The 20,300-nt window shown below is 45.6% G+C and carries 19 protein-coding genes; 16 read left to right on the forward strand and 3 right to left on the reverse strand.

All coding sequences use genetic code 11. From position 1 onward, the window contains the following. Positions 1 to 18: 18 nt before the first annotated feature. Positions 19 to 831, reverse strand: coding sequence for a DUF5672 family protein (locus DTQ70_RS20525; RefSeq protein ID WP_122934497.1), 813 nt, complete (start codon positions 829 to 831; stop codon positions 19 to 21). Positions 832 to 1,136: 305 nt separating this feature from the next. Between DTQ70_RS20525 and atpA the strand changes: the two genes are divergently transcribed. From atpA to DTQ70_RS20565, 8 genes are all read left to right on the forward strand, one after another. Next, positions 1,137 to 2,714 (forward strand): F0F1 ATP synthase subunit alpha, encoded by a 1,578-nt coding sequence (gene atpA, locus DTQ70_RS20530; protein ID WP_122932547.1) that lies wholly within the window; start codon positions 1,137 to 1,139, stop codon positions 2,712 to 2,714. A gap of 27 nt (positions 2,715 to 2,741) precedes the next feature. Continuing rightward, positions 2,742 to 3,662 carry a class I SAM-dependent methyltransferase gene (locus DTQ70_RS20535; RefSeq protein WP_122932548.1) on the forward strand — a complete coding sequence of 307 codons (921 nt, stop codon included), beginning with the start codon at positions 2,742 to 2,744 and terminating at the stop codon, positions 3,660 to 3,662. Between the two features lie 71 nt (positions 3,663 to 3,733). Then, positions 3,734 to 4,624: an ATP synthase F1 subunit gamma gene (gene atpG / locus DTQ70_RS20540; protein WP_028523885.1), complete on the forward strand. Its 891-nt coding sequence runs from the start codon at positions 3,734 to 3,736 to the stop codon at positions 4,622 to 4,624. 154 nt (positions 4,625 to 4,778) lie between these two features. After that, on the forward strand, positions 4,779 to 5,606 hold the full coding sequence (locus tag DTQ70_RS20545) for an FkbM family methyltransferase (RefSeq protein WP_122932549.1): 828 nt from the start codon (positions 4,779 to 4,781) through the stop codon (positions 5,604 to 5,606). A 110-nt stretch (positions 5,607 to 5,716) separates the two neighbouring features. Continuing rightward, positions 5,717 to 5,899 carry a hypothetical protein gene (locus DTQ70_RS20550; RefSeq protein ID WP_122932550.1) on the forward strand — a complete coding sequence of 61 codons (183 nt, stop codon included), beginning with the start codon at positions 5,717 to 5,719 and terminating at the stop codon, positions 5,897 to 5,899. A 4-nt stretch (positions 5,900 to 5,903) separates the two neighbouring features. Continuing rightward, complete coding sequence (locus DTQ70_RS20555; protein WP_122932551.1) at positions 5,904 to 6,377, forward strand: nucleotidyl transferase AbiEii/AbiGii toxin family protein; 474 nt, start codon at positions 5,904 to 5,906, stop codon at positions 6,375 to 6,377. Positions 6,378 to 6,521: 144 nt separating this feature from the next. Next, a complete protein-coding gene (locus DTQ70_RS20560) occupies positions 6,522 to 7,793 on the forward strand; it encodes a Gfo/Idh/MocA family oxidoreductase (RefSeq protein WP_122932552.1) in 1,272 nt (423 codons plus the stop codon). Positions 7,794 to 7,950: 157 nt separating this feature from the next. Continuing rightward, entirely contained in the window at positions 7,951 to 11,388 is a 3,438-nt protein-coding gene (locus tag DTQ70_RS20565; RefSeq protein ID WP_122932553.1) for a DUF1080 domain-containing protein, read from the forward strand. Positions 11,389 to 11,447: 59 nt separating this feature from the next. Here the strand turns inward: DTQ70_RS20565 and DTQ70_RS20570 are convergent, their stop codons facing one another. After that, on the reverse strand, positions 11,448 to 12,275 hold the full coding sequence (locus DTQ70_RS20570; RefSeq protein WP_122932554.1) for a DUF2911 domain-containing protein: 828 nt from the start codon (positions 12,273 to 12,275) through the stop codon (positions 11,448 to 11,450). A 218-nt stretch (positions 12,276 to 12,493) separates the two neighbouring features. On the opposite strand from DTQ70_RS20570, the gene DTQ70_RS20575 reads away from it, so the two are divergent. Beyond that, entirely contained in the window at positions 12,494 to 14,290 is a 1,797-nt protein-coding gene (locus DTQ70_RS20575; protein ID WP_122932555.1) for a hypothetical protein, read from the forward strand. Positions 14,291 to 14,352: 62 nt separating this feature from the next. On the opposite strand, the gene gatC is transcribed toward DTQ70_RS20575, so the two are convergent. Further along, entirely contained in the window at positions 14,353 to 14,640 is a 288-nt protein-coding gene (gene gatC, locus DTQ70_RS20580; RefSeq protein WP_122932556.1) for an Asp-tRNA(Asn)/Glu-tRNA(Gln) amidotransferase subunit GatC, read from the reverse strand. Between the two features lie 122 nt (positions 14,641 to 14,762). On the opposite strand from gatC, the gene DTQ70_RS20585 reads away from it, so the two are divergent. The 7 genes from DTQ70_RS20585 to DTQ70_RS20615 all read left to right on the forward strand — a co-directional run bounded on the left by DTQ70_RS20585 (position 14,763) and on the right by DTQ70_RS20615 (position 20,169). After that, positions 14,763 to 15,326, forward strand: coding sequence for an RNA polymerase sigma factor (locus DTQ70_RS20585; RefSeq protein WP_164490133.1), 564 nt, complete (start codon positions 14,763 to 14,765; stop codon positions 15,324 to 15,326). Between the two features lie 38 nt (positions 15,327 to 15,364). Beyond that, a complete protein-coding gene (locus DTQ70_RS20590; RefSeq protein WP_122932558.1) occupies positions 15,365 to 15,814 on the forward strand; it encodes a hypothetical protein in 450 nt (149 codons plus the stop codon). A 49-nt stretch (positions 15,815 to 15,863) separates the two neighbouring features. Next, positions 15,864 to 16,082, forward strand: coding sequence for a hypothetical protein (locus DTQ70_RS20595; RefSeq protein ID WP_122932559.1), 219 nt, complete (start codon positions 15,864 to 15,866; stop codon positions 16,080 to 16,082). A 138-nt stretch (positions 16,083 to 16,220) separates the two neighbouring features. Continuing rightward, the gene (locus DTQ70_RS20600; protein WP_122932560.1) at positions 16,221 to 17,687 is read left to right on the forward strand and encodes a TonB-dependent receptor; all 1,467 of its coding nucleotides are present in this window, start codon (positions 16,221 to 16,223) and stop codon (positions 17,685 to 17,687) included. A 70-nt stretch (positions 17,688 to 17,757) separates the two neighbouring features. After that, positions 17,758 to 17,967, forward strand: coding sequence for a hypothetical protein (locus tag DTQ70_RS20605; protein ID WP_122932561.1), 210 nt, complete (start codon positions 17,758 to 17,760; stop codon positions 17,965 to 17,967). A gap of 108 nt (positions 17,968 to 18,075) precedes the next feature. Further along, a complete protein-coding gene (locus DTQ70_RS31340) occupies positions 18,076 to 18,288 on the forward strand; it encodes a PIN domain-containing protein (RefSeq protein ID WP_122932562.1) in 213 nt (70 codons plus the stop codon). Between the two features lie 78 nt (positions 18,289 to 18,366). Then, complete coding sequence (locus tag DTQ70_RS20615; RefSeq protein WP_122932563.1) at positions 18,367 to 20,169, forward strand: hypothetical protein; 1,803 nt, start codon at positions 18,367 to 18,369, stop codon at positions 20,167 to 20,169. Positions 20,170 to 20,300: the final 131 nt, after the last annotated feature.

Consider the following 20,300-nt stretch of genomic DNA (forward strand, 5'->3'; position numbering starts at 1 on the left):
TGAGGTATCGTTCGTTATTTAAAAAGTATAACCCAGTTGGTGAAATTTTTCTTTCCAAAACTCCAGTTCATGGATATCCCACGCATGACAGCCAAAAGGGAGCTGTTGGTCGTTGAGATTAAACGATTTTGTCGGCATATCTTCCACGGCAAACCGCAAAGCTTCGCGCCAATGAGGTACCCGTACCCGCTGGAAGTATCGGTTCATTTCAAGGCAAAAAAAGACGTCTTCATTATAAAAAGAGCCTTTTCCCGCTAAATAACGCTCAATTGTAGGACGCTGAGCACGTACAATGTCAAGCATTTTTTGAACCTTACGAAGCGAAAACCCGCCGTTACCTACGGTCATTTTGAGAACAATATCCAACGGTTGGTTGTTTCGGTTTTTATCACGCAAATCCAGCCAAATCGCCAATTGCTTTTTGAGACGAAAAATGAGCTTATCCGTAACCGACGAAAAATCTCGCTCAATCCGCCAAGGCGCCCCGATGTAATCATACCCTTTTTTACACCACTCTAGCAGTTCGTCCCGAAATACAAACGCATCCAGCTGATAAATAAGCAAATACTCGTAACTCAAAAAGCGTTCGTAGAACTCCGTCGAAAGCATCAATCGGTTGTACGTCTGAACACTTTTAAAATAATCGTCCGTAAAAGGTTCAAACTGTAATTGAGGATGAAGTTTCTGTAAATAGTCAAGGTTCAGCGACTGCGGCTTTACGATTTTAATGGGATGTTCGGCTAAAACTTTTAAGCATTGGGTAAAAGCAATCTGCTCGTGAACAGTAAAGTTGGATTTATAAATGGGAATAACAACGACGACTGGGTTCATACCACCTTTGGATTGGTGTCGAATTTTTTGGGGTAACAAAAGACGTTCAAAGGTACAAGAAAAAGTGCATCCAAAATAAAATTTTCCCGATACCCTCTCAAATTAGCCTCTGTAGGTGGTTTAATCCTTCAATAGTTATGCTCCGTAATTTTAACCTCAAAAATAGGCTGTTTGGTCTCACAGGAGCATCTACCCAATATTTAGCAAAAAATTGTACATTTTTTATACACTCTCGTATTATCAAAGAAAATTTATCGTTAATTTTGCGGCAAATTTATGAATCACTATAAACTTTATATCATAATATGGTAGCTGTAAGACCGGATGAGGTTTCGGCGATACTTCGGGAACAATTGGCAGGAGCCAAAACCGACGCCCAACTCGAAGAAGTAGGTACGGTGCTCCAAATAGGTGACGGTGTAGCCCGTATCTATGGCCTTACCAAAGTACAAGCAGGAGAGCTTCTCGTGTTTGCAAATGGCCTCAAAGCCCTTGCCCTCAACCTCGAAGAAGATAACGTCGGAGCGGTATTGCTCGGCGAATCGTCCGAAATCAAAGAAGGTGATACCGTAAAACGTACTGGCGAAATCGCCTCTGTAAAAGTAGGTGAAGGAATCATCGGACGTGTAGTAAACACGCTTGCGGAACCTATCGACGGTATGGGACCTATCCAAGGTGAAACGTACGAAATGCCACTTGAGCGTAAAGCACCAGGGGTTATCTATCGTCAGCCTGTAACTGAGCCTCTTCAAACAGGTATCAAATCAATCGACGCCATGATTCCTATCGGACGTGGCCAACGCGAATTGGTGATTGGTGACCGTCAAACGGGTAAAACAGCCGTTTGTATCGATACCATCATCAACCAGAAAGAATTCTACGACAAAGGTGAGCCAGTATATTGTATCTACGTAGCTTGCGGTCAGAAAGCCTCTACCGTGAAGCAAGTAGAAGCTACCCTCCGTCGTTATGGAGCAATGGACTACACTGTTATCGTTTCGGCGTCAGCAGCAGATCCATCACCAATGCAGTTCTTTGCACCGTTTACGGGTGCTGCCATCGGGGAATATTTCCGCGATACTGGCCGTCCTGCTTTGGTAGTTTACGATGACTTGTCAAAACAAGCCGTTGCTTACCGCGAGGTATCTCTTTTGCTCCGTCGCCCACCAGGCCGCGAAGCTTATCCAGGAGACGTATTCTATCTTCACAGCCGTTTGCTAGAACGTGCCGCGAAAATCAACACGTCGGACGAAATTGCGAAAAACATGAACGACTTGCCACCTTCGTTGAAAGACAAAGTAAAAGGCGGTGGTTCATTGACCGCCCTTCCAATCATTGAAACACAAGCGGGTGACGTATCGGCGTATATTCCAACCAACGTAATCTCAATTACGGACGGTCAAATTTTCTTGGAGTCTAACCTCTTCAACGCAGGTATCCGTCCAGCCATCAACGTAGGTATCTCGGTATCACGCGTGGGTGGTAACGCACAGATCAAGTCAATGAAGAAAGTAGCAGGTACGCTTAAACTTGACCAAGCGCAGTTCCGTGAATTGGAAGCGTTTGCCAAGTTTGGTTCAGACCTTGATGCTTCTACTAAATTGACCATCGACCGTGGTCGCCGCAACCAAGAAATCTTGAAACAAGGTCAATTCTCACCAGTAAGTGTAGGCGACCAAGTAGCGATTATCTATGCTTCTATCAACGGCGTATTGGATAAAGTAAACGTTTCAAAAGTAAAAGAATTTGAAACCGAATTTATCCACCAATTGAAAGCTTCGCATCCAGAAGTGTTGAAAGCATTGGCTGCTGGCAAATTGGACGATTCAGTAACAGATACTATCAAGAAACTAGGTCGCGAACTCGCTCCTAAATACGCTTAATTTACTGCATTAGCAGGTTCATATCGAATGTCTCGCATCAAAGAAATCGTAAAGGCTACGCCCCTCATTGGGGACGTAGCCCGATTTATCGGAAAATATCGCACACGGGTACCCGCAGGGCATTTCTATAGCCCAATTGTATCGGTGGACGAAATACGTAAACGTGAAGAACAGATTTACCCCACACCTCCGCCACGGACGTTGCCAGGTATTGATCTTCGCGAAGAAGCGCAAGTCGCCTTGATGCAGACGTTTGCCTCGTCTTACTTTGGGAGTGTTCCGTTTACGGACAACCCCCAAGAAGGCTTTCGGTATTATTTTGTTAACAAATATTTTATTCACGCCGACGCCACCACGCTGCATTGCATGATGCGGCACTTTAAGCCCAAGCACATCATTGAAGCAGGGTCTGGGTTTTCGTCGGCTGTGATGTTGGATACCAACGAACGGTTTTTGAACCAAAGCGTAAAGTTCACGTTTATTGAGCCTTATCCCGACCGTTTGTATTCGTTGTTGACACCCGCCGACCGCCAACAGACAACCATTTTTGAAAAAACATTGCAAGATATTCCTGTGACGTATTTTGAGCAATTAGGCGAAAACGACATCCTGTTTATTGATTCGACCCACGTCTCAAAAACAGGAAGCGACGTCAACTATTTCTTGTTTGAGATATTCCCTCGCCTCCAACCTGGGGTCATCGTTCACGTTCACGACGTATTTTATCCTTTTGAGTATCCCAAAGCGTGGGTAATCGACGGAAACGGGCGTTTTGGCTGGAACGAAGCTTACATGATGCGGGCGTTTTTGATGTACCAAAACCAGTTTGAGGTATTGTTTTACAACGATTTTCTTCAAACGTTTCATTCAGAATGGTTGTCTCAGCACATGCCAACCTACGCCACGCGCGGACGAGGGTCGAGTATTTGGCTGAGAAAAACCAAGTAAAAAGCAGTAAGTTTAAATAGTTTTATCCTGTACGGAAACTATTAACAAATAACAGTTAACGGTAACACACAATGGCTTCACTGAAGGAAGTTCGCAGTAGAATCACGTCGGTTAACTCGACGCAACAAATTACGAAGGCCATGAAAATGGTGGCCGCCGCTAAACTTCGCCGTGCGCAAGATGCCATCATTCAGATGCGCCCTTACGCTAAGAAGTTGAGCGAAATGCTTGCAACGGTATCAGCAGGAGCTGAAACCGCCGCAGAAAGCCCATTTAAGCAGGTCCGTTCGGTAGAAAAAGTGTTGATTGTCACTGTTACTTCTGACCGTGGCCTTTGTGGGGCGTTCAATTCCAATATCGCTAAAGCCGCCAACCTGCTCATCAACGAAAAATACGCTACGCAAGCTGCCAAAGGCAACGTAGAAATTTTGGCGTTGGGAAAAAAAGGGGGTGAGGCATTTCAACGCAGGGGCTTCAACGTAAATACAACCTACATGGATGTATATACTCGTTTGAGCTTTGGCGTCGTAAAAGAAGCCGCTGAAAGCATCATGGCTGACTTTGAAGCTGGAAAATACGACGCGGTAGAAGTGGTTTTCAACGAATTTAAAAACGTTGCAACCCAAATCATCCGTACCGAGCAGTTTTTGCCAATCGTCGCTGACGAAACAGCATCACAAAATGTATCCGCTTCGGGTGCTAACTACGTATTTGAGCCATCAGAAGAGCAAATCGTGCAAGATTTGATTCCTAAAACGCTCAAAATTCAATTGTACCGTGCCGTACTCGAATCGAATGCGTCGGAACACGGTGCGCGTATGACGGCGATGGACAAAGCCACCGACAACGCCCAAGAGCTTTTGAAAGCGTTGCGTTTGGAATACAACCGCTCACGCCAAGCGGCCATTACCAAAGAAATCCTCGAAATCGTGGGTGGTGCCGAAGCATTATCGCAAGGCTAATCCCCAACGATTTTATATTTGAAAGCCTGTCTTTGAGGAGACAGGCTTTTTTATTACCTAACAATTAAAATAAAAAGTATTATTAGTTTATATCAAGAAAAACCTGTAGCTTATCTCCGAATTCAAATACTGTATTAAAACCATTATACTCTACATGCTCAAGTATTTAAAAAATTCGTTTCGGCGAAAAATTGCTCGACGTTTTACCAAAGAGTACCCGTCACATATTCATCAATATCATTTGGAAAAAGAAGGTAAAGTTGACTTTGCTGAATGGACAAATCCTTTTGTGACACCACTTGGGCTGAAACAAGAAACGGTAGATTTTTTCCGTCAGTTTATCAAAGAAGGGGATTTGGCCATTGATATTGGTGCCAACATCGGAGATACTACCGTTCCGATGGGCTTAGCTGCTGGTCAGAAAGGTCTTGTTTTAGGGTTTGACCCAAATCCGTACGTCTTTAAAATTCTACAGGAAAATACCCTACTAAATCAGGATAAGGCAACGATTCACCCTTTACCGTTTGCTATTTCGGTGCAAGAAGAGGAGTTTTATTTTATTTCGTCCGAAGCCTCGTTTGTCAACGGAGGGATTTCACCCACCAAAGAGAGTCGTCATGGCAAATTTATTCATCCCGAAAAAATCAAAGGGGTGCCAATGAAGCAATTTTTAGAAAAAAATTATGCCGAATGGTTGCCTAAGTTGTCGTTTATTAAGGTAGATACCGAAGGCTATGACAAAGAAATTCTCAAGTCGATTGCTGATTTGATTGCCCAGTATAAACCCGTGATTGTTGCTGAGAGCTTTGGAAAAAACTCCGATGCTGACAAAATGGAGCTTTTTACTACGATTGCCCAACACGGGTACGAAATTTATTACGTTGAAGAGTTTGAAACAACGGCCGAGGTTATTCCAATCAACACCAAGGAAGAAATTACAAAATGGAAAAAAACCATTAATATTTACGCCACGCCTAAGTAAGCAAATGGACACAGCCTGTCTTCGAGAAGATAGGCTGTGTTTGTGATTCACGTTATAAGTGCTTTCCCCACTTATTTTATATATTTGTACAAAAGAAAAATGACTTTTACATGAAAAAGAAAGAAAAATACAGTAGCTTTCATGAAATGAAAATCAACTCTACTTCAATAAACCCAACTAATGCTACTGAAGTAATGGAACGCCATACTATGTTTGATACCTTTATGGGGTTTGTTAGGGAGGAGCATGCAAAAAAAATAGCTTCAAAAAGCCGTAAGCCTACCTCTAAATGATAGTATGAGTGATAGCTCTATTTCCTCCATCTTCACATCTTTAAATAAGCACCATGTACAATTCTTAGTTGTTGGAGGCATGGCAGTCGCTTTCTATGGCCACAGCAGACTTTCTACTAATATCGCTGGTGAAATTACTGAAAAACCTGATATTGATATTTGGTACAACCCGAATTATGAAAATTACTATTCTCTTCTTAACGCTGTAAAAGACCTCGGAAAGGATATAACTTTCTATCTTAATGAGGTTAATCCAGATCCGAAAAAATCGTTTTTCAAGTTTGAATTTGATAATTACACGCTCGATTGCTTACCTCGAATAAATGCTCCTTTAAAATTCAGCGAATCGTATATCAGGAGAGAAATCTTTACTGGAAATGAGCTTGAGATTCCATTCATAAGTCGCGAGGACTTAATAGCAGACAAGAAAATAACAGGCAGACCAAAAGACCTGTCCGATATTGCACATTTACTTTGAGAAGTGAGATACACAAAATCCGAAGGGTTAGCCCTTTCCCCTTTTCTATTTTTCTTCAATAACCATTGGCCTTATTTTAAAAAAAATGAGTAATGTATAGTCACTGTTGCCTTACTGACATAAGCACCTAATTGACTATCTGCTATGACCTCACAGACTTCTCGGAGAAAATTTCTCAAAGGTTCGCTGGCTACCTTAGCCACATTTTCTATTGTGCCTCGGCACGTGCTGGGCAAAGGCTATCTCGCTCCTAGCGACCAACTTACCAAAGGAATCGTCGGCGTAGGCGGCATGGGCCGTGGCCACATTCCGTACGCAGGAACGCGGGTAGTGGCCGTGTGCGATGTGGACAAACGACACATCAAACTGGCCCTCGACGAGCTAGGCTCCAATGCCTCTGGCGTCAAAACCTTTGGGGATTACCGAGAACTGATTCAACTACCCGAAGTGGATATTGTTCACGTGGCGACTCCCCCCCACTGGCACGGTATCATTGCCGCCGACGCCGCCCGCGCTGGCAAGGACGTATGGTGCGAAAAACCCATGACCCGAACCATCGGCGAAGGAAAACGCCTGGTGGAAGCCGTGCAGCAACACGGTCGGATTTTCCGCCTCAATACTTGGTTTCGGTTTGAATCCAACTTTTATGGCATGAACTCTACCGTTCGGCCCATCAAAAAACTGGTAGAAAGTGGGCTATTGGGTTGGCCGCTCAAGGTCACCGTAAGCCGCCACACGGGCTTCGATTGGAAGTTTTACTGGGTAGGTAAAACCGACCTAACGCCCGAACCCGTTCCCGCCGACCTCGACTACGACATGTGGCTCGGCCCTGCGCAATACAAACCCTACAACGCCCACCGCGTCCATAATACCTTCCGTGGTTACTGGGACTACGACGGCGGTGGTTTAGGCGACATGGGGCAGCATTATTTAGACCCTATCCAGTATTTCCTAGGCAAAGACGATACCAGCCCCATTAGCGTAGAAATAGATGCGCCACAGCAACATACGGACGCCGTAGGCACTTGGCGACGCATCGAATACACCTACGCCGACGGCTGTAAAATCATCCTCGACGGCGAAGGAAAAGACGAAAACGTTCCATATATCGAAGGTCCTAAAGGTAAACTTTACCCCAATTTCAGGTCAGATATTCCTGATTTGGAGAAAAAATTAGCCGCTTTCCCCGACCCTGAACCTCAAGTAACTGACTTTGCCGAGGCGGTAAGAAAACGTCAAAAATTTGCGCTCAACGAAGAAAACGGCCACCGTTCTTGCACGATTGTCAACATGGGATTAACGGCATTGCGTTTGGGTCGCTCGCTCAAGTTTGACCCTATTAAGCAACTTTTTGTGGACGACGAAGGAGCCAATCGCCTCATCGACCAACCCATGCGCGGCCCTTGGACTATGTAAAAATCGTTAATCGTTAATCGTTAATCGTTAATCGTTAATCGTTAATCGTTAATCGTTAATCGTTTACCCAAAATAAAGTTTTTCACAACTTACAGTTAACAAATACACAGATAACGGTTAACAAATACACAGATAACAGACACAACTTCGACTTTCTATGAAATATACCATACATTTACTTTTAGGACTCTGGCTAAGTACCACCGCCGTCATGGCGCAGGTGGATACCCGAATTACCAATATTTTACGGCAATTTCCCTCCCAAAACGCCAAACAGCAGCAAAAAAACATGGATGACATGACGGCACTTGGCAAAACTGGAATCACGGCGTTGGCTTCCCAACTCTCATCACCCGATAAGGCGGAACACGCAAAAGTACAATATGCAGTGGGTGGCTTTACGTATTACGTTACCCAAGCTGGCAAGGAAGAATGGCGGAAAATGGCGGCCGAAGCCTACTCCGAAGCCCTGCCCCGCGTGAGCGATAAAAACAACCAAGCTTTTCTGATTTTTCAACTTCAACAAGTGGGAAAAGACGAGGTCGTAGGCACGTTGGCCAACTACTTGACAGACGCACAATTGAGTGGCCCTGCCGCACGCGCTCTTGGTAAAATTGGAACCGCTCAAGCAACAAAAGCCTTGAACCAAGCGCTTTCCACCGCAACGGGTGAGGCACAAATCTCCCTCATCGAAGCCCTTGGCGACGCCAAAGTAAGCGATGCCGCCCCTGCCATTGAGCGAATCGCGGCGGGTACCACGGGCAATTTACAAAAGGTAACACTTTACGCTTTGGCCCAAATTGGGGGTAACTCCTCTGCATATACGTTATCGAATGCCGCAGCAAAAGCCAACTATACCTACGACGTCACCAATGCTACTTCATCTTATTTAGTGTATTTGGAGCGGTTAGTTGAAAATGGGCAAAAAGCTCTGGCTGTTAAAAGTGCCACTGCGCTCTTAAAGAGTGCCATCTCCGCCAAACAAACTCCTACTCGCACAGCTGCCTTGAAAATTTTGGCCGATGCGCAGGGAGCATTGAGCGTCCCAACTCTCCAAAAAGCAGTAGCTAGTCCTGCCATTGAGGAGCGAATTGCCGCTTTGAAACTGGCTCAAAAGTTCCTTACCCCTGCCAATACGCAACAATGGATCGCGGCTTTGCCACGTTTCAAACCCGAAGCCCAAGCCGAGGTGATTACGATGTTGGGGCAAGCAGAGGCCAAAACGGCCCTCCCTGCTCTCCTCAAACAACTTTCTAGCAAAGTAAGCGTAGTTAAAATTGCGGCGATTGGTGCTTCCGCAAAGATTGGCCAAGAAAGCGTCTTAAAGAACTTATTGGACGTCTTGAAAAAAAGCTCAGACGACGAAGTGAAGGCCGTAAAAACGGCGCTTTTGTCGCTCAAAGGAGACAATGTGGTCAATCAAGTAGCAACAGCACTCCCAACCCTTCCAGCCAACGCCCAAGTGGCTTTGCTTGAGTTTTTGGCTGCCCGCGCGGCTGATTCAAAAATTGATGTGGTGATGGGACAATTAAAAAATAACGACCCCAGCGTTAAAAATGCGGCTTTTTCCGCCCTCAAGCGCGTTTCGATGCCGAAGGATTTACCAACCTTGTACGAACTATTAGGCACGGTTTCGGCACCTACTGAGCTGCTTGCCACCCAAGAAGCCATCACAGCTGCCCTCAAAGGTACAGGAAACACTAATCAACAAACCCAACTTTTATTGGGTCAAATCAACAACGTCAGTGCGGAGAAAAAGCCCACTTACTTGCGCGTTTTGGCCAACATTGGCACCCGTAAAGCGTTGCAATTCGTAAGTTCTTCTTTTACCAATGGCTCAAGTTCAGCCCAACAAGCAGCACTGGCAGCATTGGCCAACTGGTCGGATGTAAGTGCCATTCCTGAGTTGCATAACATTGGAAAAAGCACAACAGACGCCTCTTTCACCGAGCAAGCCGTGGCAGGAATTATCCGCGCGGTAACGGCGTCAAAACAAAATCCTACCCAACGTGTCCTTTCACTGCGCGAAGCTTTGTCTATTGCCAAAACATCAGCACAAAAAGAAAGTGTATTGAAAGAATTGGTACGCAACCGTACGTTCAATGCGCTCTTGCTGGCAGGACCTTACTTAGATGATGCTTCACTCCAGCAAACGGCCGCGCAAGTGGTCATCAATGCTGCGCTATCCAACAAAGACTTCAACGGTACGACCGTCCGTTCTTACCTTAACAAAGCCCTCAATTTTGCCTCTAGCGATGCGCAGAAAGAGGCTGTTCGTAAACACTTGGCCGAGCTTCCTGCGGGAGATGGCTTTGTTTCGTTGTTTAACGGGAAAGACCTAACAGGTTGGAAAGGATTGGTAGCCAACCCAATTGCCCGCGCCAAAATGCACCCCGATACACTCGCCGCCAAGCAACTCAAAGCCGACGAAAACATGCGCAAAGGCTGGATTGTCAAAGATGGAGATTTGGTGTTTACGGGTCACGGCGATAACCTATGCACGGTGAAAAAATACCGCGATTTTGAGATGTTTGTGGACTGGAAAATAGAACCTAAAGGCGATGCTGGTATTTATTTACGCGGCTCCCCGCAAGTACAAGTTTGGGATACCTCACGCGTAGAGGTGGGTGCGCAAGTTGGCTCGGGAGGATTGTACAACAACCAAAAGAACCCAAGCAAGCCACTCAAAGTAGCCGATAACGCGATTGGTGATTGGAACACCTTCCGTATTATCATGAAAGGCGACCGCGTAACGGTGTATTTGAACGGCGAATTAGTGGTGGACAACGTGATTTTGGAAAATTATTGGGACAGAAAACTTCCCATTTTTGCCAGCGAACAGCTTGAGCTTCAAGCCCATGGTACGTTGGTTGCCTACCGCGACATTTATGTCAAAGAATTGCCTAGTCCTGAGCCATTTGTATTGAGTGAACAAGAGAAAAAAGATGGTTTTAAGGTGTTGTTTGATGGCACCAACATGTTTGAATGGCAAGGAAACACCACAGACTATATCATCGAAAACGGCGATATGGTGATTTATCCTAATCGTGGTGGCAAAGGCAATCTTTATACCAAAGACGAATACAGCGATTTTGAGTTCCGTTTTGAGTTCCAACTAACACCTGGCGCCAATAACGGCCTAGGAATACGCGCTCCACTTCAAGGTGATGCGGCTTATGTGGGCATGACTGAATTACAGATTTTGGACAATGACGCGGAGATTTATAAGTCGTTGCAGCCTTACCAGTACCACGGCTCGGCTTACGGAATTATTCCTGCCAAACGAGGATTCCACAAACCGCTTGGACAATGGAACTACCAAGAAGTAGTAGTAAAAGGATCAAAAATAAAAGTAACCCTCAACGGAACGGTCATTTTGGATGGCGACCTAGCCGAAGCTTCTAAAAATGGAACTGCCGACCACCGCGACCACCCAGGTTTGAACCGTACTTCGGGATACATCGGCTTTTTGGGCCACGGCGATGTGGTTCGTTTCCGCAACATTCGCGTGAAAGATTTGACGGTGGTTCCGCCCGTTGAACAACCTGCCCCAGAACCTGCTCCGACTGATAAGAAAAAACGGAAGAAAAAATAGAAGGGAAATACTGAGAGTTAGTTGGAGGTGATGATACCTCCAACTAACTCATTTAAAGACTAAAGTGTAGCAATCAACTTCTGATTAAGTACTACGTAATCGTCATTTTTAGCTTCTTTGGCCAATTCAATAGACTTCATAGCAGTTGATTTTGCGCCTGCTTTGTCACCTGCTTTTGCTTGAACTTTCGCTTTCAAGTGCAACACCCAAAACGCCGTAGGCTGCGCTTCTACCGCTTTATTTGCCCACTCCAACGCTTTGTTGATGTCTTTTCCGTTGTCGAAATAATAACTAGCCGCTTGGAAATAGGGACGGCTATCTACAGTCATGGCTGAGTTGATTTGCGCCATAATTTTGCTGTCGATATCGGCTACAACAGGGAATTCAACCGCTGTCGTCTCCCACAAAATTTGTACACTTGCCGATGAAGCCGTCAAATTGCCCAACATAATTGTGAACGATTCGATGTTCATTGGCAACTGCATTGGCTTCACTTTAAAACGAGCTACATCGTCTTCCGTTTTGTAACCTGTCAAACCTGAATTGTTTGCACCTTTGTTGATGATGATTTCCCATTCGTTGGCATTAGGCACTGAATAGATAGCATACGAACCTGCTTTTACGGGCATTCCACCTACTTTTACATCTTCGCCAAACGTAATTTTTGTAGCGCCATTGGCACCTGTTCTCCAGATTTTTCCGAAAGGCACTAAGTCACCAAATACTTTACGGCCTTTCGCAGCAGGGCGTGAGTAGTTGATTTCGATAGAAGAAAGAGCAAAATCTTGCTTGAGGGTTTGGGTTGGACTAGGAGCAGGCGTCTTGATTCCTTGCGCCATTGACCCCAACGAAATGAGGGACAAAAGAAGTACAGCGACTTTTTTCATTTGAGTTTTTAGGATTTTGTTTTGGGAAATAAACTAACACATTCGATAGACTATTAGCTATTCTACAAACTCATTCGGAGGCTAAAAAATTCACCTGCCTACGTTTTTAATCCTACTTTTCCTGATCTACGTCATCTTTTCCCCCGCAGAATATCGCGACTTTTGAAGAGGTATGCTTGCGTATCTATGTTTTTGATTTTACTAACAACTGCTTTCACATGGCCAAACAACACACCTTTCATATTCCTGTCATGGGGCTGGGGTTTACAATGGAAACGCCCATTAAAGTCGCTCGTTACGGGATTTCATCCGTGATTTCAATCATCGAAGACGAACTCATGGAACGCCTCCGCGAATTATACAGTCCGTGGGTAAACGATTCTTTTTCACCCATCGCTCCCCACGAAGAAGATTACCGCGCGCGTCGGATTGCGTCGTACCTCAACTTGGTCAATCGTATCGTCAAACAACAAATCGAAACGTTACGAAATCTTCCTTTTTCCCTTGGAAACGACCTCGTGAAGTACTTTGAGCTACTTCCTGACGACTCACCCGTCAAGCTTATTTACCAAAAGATGACAACGCTCGAAGACGGCCCTGCCAAAATAGAGCTTCAAGAACAGCTTCGGAGTGAAGTAAAAGCGGGAGCTATTGATGTCAATATTATGTCCAAAGTCGATCGTAATACCTACACCAAAGACGGCGAAATGCTTCCAAAAGAGTTTTCGGATGCGTTGTCGAGCTTACGCGGATTTGCGACTAGCGAGTTGGAATCGTCAGTGGTATTTTCGGCGGGTTATAACCCGCGTTTGTACGCCTACATCGACACCTTCCCCGACTTTTTACCCGACGAAACGGGGCAGTTGAAGAAAAAAATTATCCTAAAAGTAAGCGACTACCGTTCGGCACTTACGCAAGGAAAAATATTGGCAAAAAAAGGTCTGTGGGTTTCCGAATTTCGGATTGAATCGGGCCTCAACTGCGGCGGACACGCGTTCGCTACCGACGGCTTGTTGTTAGGCCCCATCATGGAGGAGTTCAAAAACAACCGCGAAGCCCTTGCCGAAGAACTTTGGGCACTTTGCAACCAAGCCCTAACTGCCAAGGGAGTACCCACCTTTGCGGCCGTTCCTCACCTTAGGATTACGGTACAAGGAGGCATTGGCACGGCCAACGAAAACCAGTTTTTGCTCGACTACTACCAAGCCGACGCCACTGGCTGGGGGAGTCCGTTTTTGTTGGTTCCAGAAGCAACCAGCGTCGATGAGGTCACGCTTCATCAACTCGCCACGGCCAAGCCCGACGATTATTACTTGAGCCACGCGTCGCCGCTTGGGATTCCGTTTAACAATTTCCGCAAAAGCTCCGCGCACTTGCAAATTGAAAAACGCATTGCCAAAAACCGCCCTGGAAGCCCCTGCTACAAAAAATTTTTGGTGTCCAACACCGAGTTTACCGAAATCCCTATTTGTGCCGCATCTCGCCAGTACCAGCACCTCAAAATCAAGCAATTGCAAGAACAAGGGCTACCTACCACCGACTACGAAACACAACTTGCGACGGTAATCGAAAAAGATTGTCTTTGTGAAGGGTTAGGTGCTTCGGCCTTGTTGAAAGACGGCCTTGCTCCCGCTCACAACTTAAAAGCAGTGTCGGTATGCCCAGGGCCTAATTTGGCGTACTTTTCAGGGATATTTACCTTTAAACAAATGGTGGATCACATTTATGGGCGTACTAATTTGCTCAATTCGGTGAAGCGTTCCAATTTGTTTGTGAACGAACTTCGGATGTATATCGACTATTTTGAGAAAGATTTAAAGAAAAATACCGAACAACTTACGACCAAAAAACTTCGGTCGCTGCAGTTGTTCAAGGCCAATCTTTTGGAGGGAATTTCGTACTACCAGCGACTGATTCCACAACTTAAAAACGAGGCGGAAAGCTACTTAAACGAAATGCGGGCGGAGTTGGCGCAGTTTGAAGAAGCTGTGCAGCAAATTGTTTTGCCCGTGTAATATACAACTTCCCGAAAGTTCAACCCTCCCGAAAGTTTAAAACTTTCGGGAGGGTCCGTTTTTTATTCAATCACCTTAGGCACACGGAAGTACGTTCCGTCTTGCGAAGGCGCATTTACCAACGCTTGCTCTCTTGGCAAGTGATTTCCGACCACATCTTCACGCATCACGTTGATTTCGGCCGATATGTGAGTCAAAGGGGCTACACCTGTCGTGTCTAATTCATCCAACTGCTCCATCCACGACAACACGCTCTCTAGGCTTTTCAACAACGGAGCTTCTTCTTCGGGTTTCACTTCCAAACGCGCCAAATGCGCAATCTTGTGAAGCGTATCTTTATCTATTTGCATTCTCTCAATTTTTCCACAAAATTATGACTTTATCCACAATTTGAAGGGATTGAATATTTTTTTGGTGGAAAACTGCAACCTTTTCTATTCCCTTGCATTATGGATTCAAATGATTATTGAGTTTGAAAACCGTCGCTGACCCCATAAACGTCTCCCAACCCCTCGATGAACAGGCATTTGGGCAACTCTACGATGCGTATTATTCCAAAATTTTTGGATACGCTTTTCGTCGGGTGGGAGATTATGACATTGCCCGCGATGTGGCCGCCGAAACGTTCTTGAAGGCATTTTTAAACCTAAAAAAGTACCGTTTTGAAGGCCATCACATTTCGGCTTGGTTGTACAAAATTGCCACCAACGAAATCAAGCTCTTTTTTCGTAACCAAAAATACCGCCCCGATTTGTTTGGACAGTTGTCGGACGATATGCTTTCTGACCGCGAACTGCTCACAGTTTTTGAACGCGAAAAGAACGAAGCCGAACGCCAAATGGCCGACTATGAAGCATTTGCCGACGTACAGCGTCACCTCAAAACCCTTGACATCAAGTACCAAGAGGTGATTGCACTCAAATATTTTGAAGAAAAAAGCATTGCTGAAATCAGTCTTATTTTAGACAAGCCCGAAGGAACAGTCAAGTCGCTGTTGTCGCGGGGCATCGACTATTTACGGCAAAAATGCGGCTAATTACCCAACCACTTTAACTCAAGTTGGCCATGGAACCAATGGACGAATTCGAAAAAAAATTACAAAACCTAAAAAAACCTCAGGTGATGACCGAACATCAAGCGTATTTAAAATTACCCATCCTCAACACCCGCAAATCGGCCGCGATAGGCTGGTGGTTGGTGGCTTTGCCTTGTTTTTTATTGGCTTGCGTACTGGTGCAACTCGTCTCGGGCGGCAACATTCGCGTATTGGATATGTTATTTAGTACCCTTGAGGTTTTCGACCGCTCGCATGGCGGCTGGTTTTCGCCCTTGGTCTTTGTGATTTTTCCGATGGTAGCAGCGGGAATGAACCTCCTTTCGCTCCTCAACGTGCTGTACGATGCCGAACGCCGTGAACTTACAATTACGCTCAAAGTACGTTTCTGGAATCTGTTCTTGATTTTTGTGGGGTTTGGAGCTGCCCTCTTTATCGGATTTCACGCCCTTCTCCAGCATTTCCATTAATGTTTACAGGCTCATTTTTTCATCCATATACTATACAATCACCACTTTTATGCACTGGTTTGTTCGAAAAGGTATTTTTTTTAAGCCCATTTCCCCCGTTGGCTGGGCATTGTTTATCCTTGTAGCCATGTACGCTGTCCACGCGTTGATTGAGGTCAATGAGCATTCACATTCGACCATGGAGACAATCATAAACTGGTTTTTCAGGGTGATTTTAGTAGGCGTTGCCTATACCATCGTAGCATATTTTATGTCAGAAAAAGAGTAGTTTGTCCACAAGCAAGCGTGCTGATATGGGAGTTTATTGTATTTTTGTCAAGACCAAGTATTCGCTTTTCTTTTCAAAATATTGTCTTAAAAAAACTTGAAAAGGTTACAAAACTGGGCATCAACAAACGTCTTTCCCATGAGCATCAAGTACGATAAACACATAGGCACCAAACAAAAAGCCCTTCGCATCAACTTAGACCGCCGCATTTATGGCTCTTTTGCCGAAATTGGGGCGGGCCAAGATACTGCCGCTCACTTTTTTAAGGCAGGAGGTGCTTCAGGAACCATCGCCAAAACCATGTCGGCCTACGACATGAAGTTTAGCGACGAAATCTACGGTCCCGAACCCAGCGGTCGCTACGTGGTAGAATCGCGCTTGATGAAAATGATTCAGCACGAGTATGACCTCGTCGAACAACGCTTGGCCGAAAAACGCGGCGCCGATAGTTTGTTTTTTGCCTTTGCCAATACCGTCGTTGCCCTCAATTACCAAAAAAGTAACGAAGGCCACGGCTGGCTCGGACTGCGTTTTCAACTCACGCCCCGCGCTCCGTACAACGACGTAGTGATTCACATCAAAATGCTCGACAACGACAGCATTTTGCAACAACAAGCCTTGGGAGTGATTGGGGTGAATTTGATTTATGCTTGTTTTAATTACTACAAATCGCCCGAAACTCTATTGATGTCGTTGATGGATGACCTCGGCCCCGACCGCGTCCATATCGACATGATTCGGATTCAAGGACCTGATTTTAACCACGTTGACAACCGACTTTTGAGTTTATATTTGGTCAAACACGGCTTTACCGAAGTAGCCATGTTTGGCCCCGACGGGCAAGTATTGCAGCCGTCAGAAGCCCTCTACAAAAAACATATTTTGTTATTACGCGGGCGACTTCGCCCCATCACCAACGTCCACATCGATATGCTTCGCAATGGCCTTAAACAGTTTAAGGCCGAACCCGACGTGGACGAGAAAAAAGTGATGATGGTAGCTGAGCTGACACTCCAAAACCTCCGTGGCCTCGAAAAAGACATCAACGAGAAGGATTTCCTCGACCGCGTGGACGTGCTGAGCTCGATTGGTCAAACGGTAATGATTTCCAACTACCACGAGTATCACCGTTTGGTGGCATTTTTGGCCAAAACCACCCGCCTCAAAATTGGGTTGGTTTTGGGGGTTCCTAATTTGGAGTACATTTTTGAAGAAAGTTATTACCAAAACCTTCCAGGTGGCATTTTGGAGTCGTTTTCGACCTTGTTTAGTCGCAACGTGAAGCTGTTTGTGTATCCTACATTTAAAAACGGGAAGCTTTACAACTGCCAAAACTTCGAATTGTCCACCAATTTGCAGCCGCTTTTCCACTATTTGGTCTGCAACGATAAAATCGAGGACATCCGCGACTACAACGAAGACAACCTACGGATTTCAACCGACCGCGTTCTCGAACTCATCAAGCGAGGCGAACCTGGCTGGGAAGAAAGCGTACCGACCGAAGTTGCCGAAATGATTAAAAACAAGTGTCTGTTTGGGTTTCCGTGCGTAGTGTATGAGCCCAAAATGGCCGCCCACATTCACCAAGCGGTAGGGAATTTGTAAGATATGCTGGTAAACTGCCTATTGGTATGGCAAATGAACTTCAACGCCATATAACCCAAAGCCGTGATGAATGGAACAACCGCACTATTTAATTGACACAAATGCTGTCATTGATTATCTCGGCAACAAACTTCCTGCTTCGGGGATGGGCTTTATGAATATGATTGTTGATGCAGTTTCTAATGTTCGGTCATTTCCAAAATTGAAGTGCTTGGCTTTAATACTCCAGAAGAGCACTTCTGATTTTACTGATGATACGATTGTATTGGGGTACGAATAAATGCAGGATATAGTAACATTCTTTTTAAAACACATAGGAAACATTAGAATAAACACATAGTGAACATAGAAAGTCTTTTGTGTGCTATGTGAAAATTCTGTGTGAACTATGTGTTTACATTTTCCTAGTCAACTGCAAAACTTCGTACACTTGAGTGTGGTAGAGGCAAGTATCGAAATCCGAAAAAGACATAAGACCAAGTTACCAGATGCTATCATTGCCGCTACGGCTCTTGTTTATGGCTTAGTGTTAATCTCTCGTAATGTCTCCGATTTTAAAAGTATTGATGGTTTACAAGTTATTGACCCACATCTATTGTAAAAGCAAAATGAGAAGCTAAATACCCAACATTTGATAAAGAACGCCCTAACACCTAATTTTGTGCATAAATTGTTCACTATGCACAGAATCATTGTTAGTTGTCTTTTAGCCATTTGCGCAGGGATAGGGTTGAGTTCGTACGCACAGCAAACGGCTCCCAGCCCTGTGGGCCTTCAACGAGACACTACCTACCGCGCCGACACCGCCGCTGTAGTCATCACCGCCGCCGTCCGTATCTATGACTTATCGCACGTTTCGGTCTGCCCAGGCAGCACCATTTTCGTTCCGTTTGATTTTGAGGGCAAATTTGAAGAAAAAAATCGCTTTTTGGTTCAGATTTCGGACGTATCAGGACGCTTTAGTACCATTTCTGACTCCCTTCAACACGGCCCTGCCCGCATTGTCCTTCCCCAAAACCGCGCGGGTTTGGTAGCTGTTCGCGTGATTTCAACTCACCCTAGCGTAGTAAGTGCACCTACGCGCCTGATGGTCTTGCCTTTGCCCCAAGCTAAAATAGAAACCAACGACGGCGGAAGTATCGCTAAAATTGGCCCAGGCCAAGCCGCCACTTACCGCGTATCGCTCACGGGAGCCGCTCCTTGGTCGTTCACTATTTCGGATGGAACCGTTGTCACCAATACCTTAGTCAACCCCTACGTGACCCAAGTAAGCCCCAAAGAAACCACTTCGTACAAAGTTACGTCCATCCTCAATGCTTGCGGAAGCGGTACTGGCTCGGGTGAATTGGTGGTACAAGTAAGCCAAGATACCTTGCCCGCCATTGCCCTCAAAGCCGTACCCAAAGCAGGGTTTCGCATTTGTACAGGAACGCCCTTTCAAATCAATTTTAACGCGACGGGGAAATACAACATCGGCAACGGTTTCGTCGTCCAACTTAGCGATACCACGGGGCAAAATTTTACTAACATCTCAGAACTCGCTACCGAAAGCCCTATCATTGCCAAAACACCTTTTTCGTTGAAGGCGGGCAATTACAAGCTTCGGGTCGTTTCTACTTTTCCAACGATTTCCAGTGATACCGTCGATGTCAACGTTTCAGCTCCTGCCACAGCTACCCTTCGCCGCGACTCGCTCGAAATCCCCGAAGGAGGTGCTACCAACCTTACCGTTGACTTCGGTGGCGGTGGTCCTTGGTTTGTCTTGCTATCGGACGGCACGTACCAAAACGACATTCGGGTGACACCTTACACGTTAAAAGTAAGTCCTAACGACCCAACGACTTATAAAATTACGTCGGCGGGAGGCTACTGCGGCGTAGGAACGTTTTCGGGAACGGCCGTGGTCAAAGTAAAAATTCCACCTGCGACCATCTCCACGGGCAACCTTTCGGATAAAATCATTTGCTCAGGTACTGAAATCACCGTTCCTTTTACGACGACGGGGCGTTTTGAGAATGCCAATAAATTCATTGTACAAATTGCCGATACGAGCGGAAAATGGGTAAATCTTCCTACGGTGGGAGGATTAAGTGCGCTTCGTGCTAAGATTTCGCCGCCGTTTCTCAAAGATACCCTCACTACGCACCAATTGCGCGTCATAGGCACATTTCCATTTACCGAAGGAGTTCCTACCAATATCAACGTAATGATGCAAAACGCGGCTTCGGCGGCTGTTACGGGCGGGGGAGTGATTCGGCCTGGGGGAGCGTCTCGGATTCGAGTAGCTTTCAAAAATGGCTTACCACCGTGGTCGTTTGTATTGTCTGACGGAACTACGGTCAACGGAACGTTTATCAATCCGTACCAAATTACGGTCAACCCTCGTACTACCACCGAATACAAAGTGGTTTCGCTCAACAACACCTGCGGAACGGGGATAACGAACGGTCCTTCGGCAACCGTAACCGTCGATACGAATTAAGTGGATTGTGCGTCTGGCAGGAAAATCGGGTTTTGGAATGTGCGTCTGGTTGCTCACAACCAGACGTTCGGGTTTTGTCACCTTCCCGAAAGTTCAAAACTTTCGGGAAGGTCTAAACTTTCGGGAAGGTA

It is taken from the genome of Runella sp. SP2 (assembly GCF_003711225.1).
Taxonomy (GTDB): Bacteria; Bacteroidota; Bacteroidia; order Cytophagales; family Spirosomataceae; genus Runella.

What these genes read in the sequence shown, in the direction of transcription:
- DTQ70_RS20525 (WP_122934497.1), bottom strand. Translation starts at nt 831, where the DNA reads ATGAACCCAGTCGTCGTTGTTATTCCCATTTATAAATCCAACTTTACT.
- atpA (WP_122932547.1), top strand. Translation starts at nt 1,137, where the DNA reads ATGGTAGCTGTAAGACCGGATGAGGTTTCGGCGATACTTCGGGAACAA.
- DTQ70_RS20535 (WP_122932548.1), top strand. Translation starts at nt 2,742, where the DNA reads ATGTCTCGCATCAAAGAAATCGTAAAGGCTACGCCCCTCATTGGGGAC.
- atpG (WP_028523885.1), top strand. Translation starts at nt 3,734, where the DNA reads ATGGCTTCACTGAAGGAAGTTCGCAGTAGAATCACGTCGGTTAACTCG.
- DTQ70_RS20545 (WP_122932549.1), top strand. Translation starts at nt 4,779, where the DNA reads ATGCTCAAGTATTTAAAAAATTCGTTTCGGCGAAAAATTGCTCGACGT.
- DTQ70_RS20550 (WP_122932550.1), top strand. Translation starts at nt 5,717, where the DNA reads ATGAAAAAGAAAGAAAAATACAGTAGCTTTCATGAAATGAAAATCAAC.
- DTQ70_RS20555 (WP_122932551.1), top strand. Translation starts at nt 5,904, where the DNA reads ATGAGTGATAGCTCTATTTCCTCCATCTTCACATCTTTAAATAAGCAC.
- DTQ70_RS20560 (WP_122932552.1), top strand. Translation starts at nt 6,522, where the DNA reads ATGACCTCACAGACTTCTCGGAGAAAATTTCTCAAAGGTTCGCTGGCT.
- DTQ70_RS20565 (WP_122932553.1), top strand. Translation starts at nt 7,951, where the DNA reads ATGAAATATACCATACATTTACTTTTAGGACTCTGGCTAAGTACCACC.
- DTQ70_RS20570 (WP_122932554.1), bottom strand. Translation starts at nt 12,275, where the DNA reads ATGAAAAAAGTCGCTGTACTTCTTTTGTCCCTCATTTCGTTGGGGTCA.
- DTQ70_RS20575 (WP_122932555.1), top strand. Translation starts at nt 12,494, where the DNA reads ATGGCCAAACAACACACCTTTCATATTCCTGTCATGGGGCTGGGGTTT.
- gatC (WP_122932556.1), bottom strand. Translation starts at nt 14,640, where the DNA reads ATGCAAATAGATAAAGATACGCTTCACAAGATTGCGCATTTGGCGCGT.
- DTQ70_RS20590 (WP_122932558.1), top strand. Translation starts at nt 15,365, where the DNA reads ATGGACGAATTCGAAAAAAAATTACAAAACCTAAAAAAACCTCAGGTG.
- DTQ70_RS20595 (WP_122932559.1), top strand. Translation starts at nt 15,864, where the DNA reads ATGCACTGGTTTGTTCGAAAAGGTATTTTTTTTAAGCCCATTTCCCCC.
- DTQ70_RS20600 (WP_122932560.1), top strand. Translation starts at nt 16,221, where the DNA reads ATGAGCATCAAGTACGATAAACACATAGGCACCAAACAAAAAGCCCTT.
- DTQ70_RS20605 (WP_122932561.1), top strand. Translation starts at nt 17,758, where the DNA reads ATGGAACAACCGCACTATTTAATTGACACAAATGCTGTCATTGATTAT.
- DTQ70_RS31340 (WP_122932562.1), top strand. Translation starts at nt 18,076, where the DNA reads ATGTGTTTACATTTTCCTAGTCAACTGCAAAACTTCGTACACTTGAGT.
- DTQ70_RS20615 (WP_122932563.1), top strand. Translation starts at nt 18,367, where the DNA reads ATGCACAGAATCATTGTTAGTTGTCTTTTAGCCATTTGCGCAGGGATA.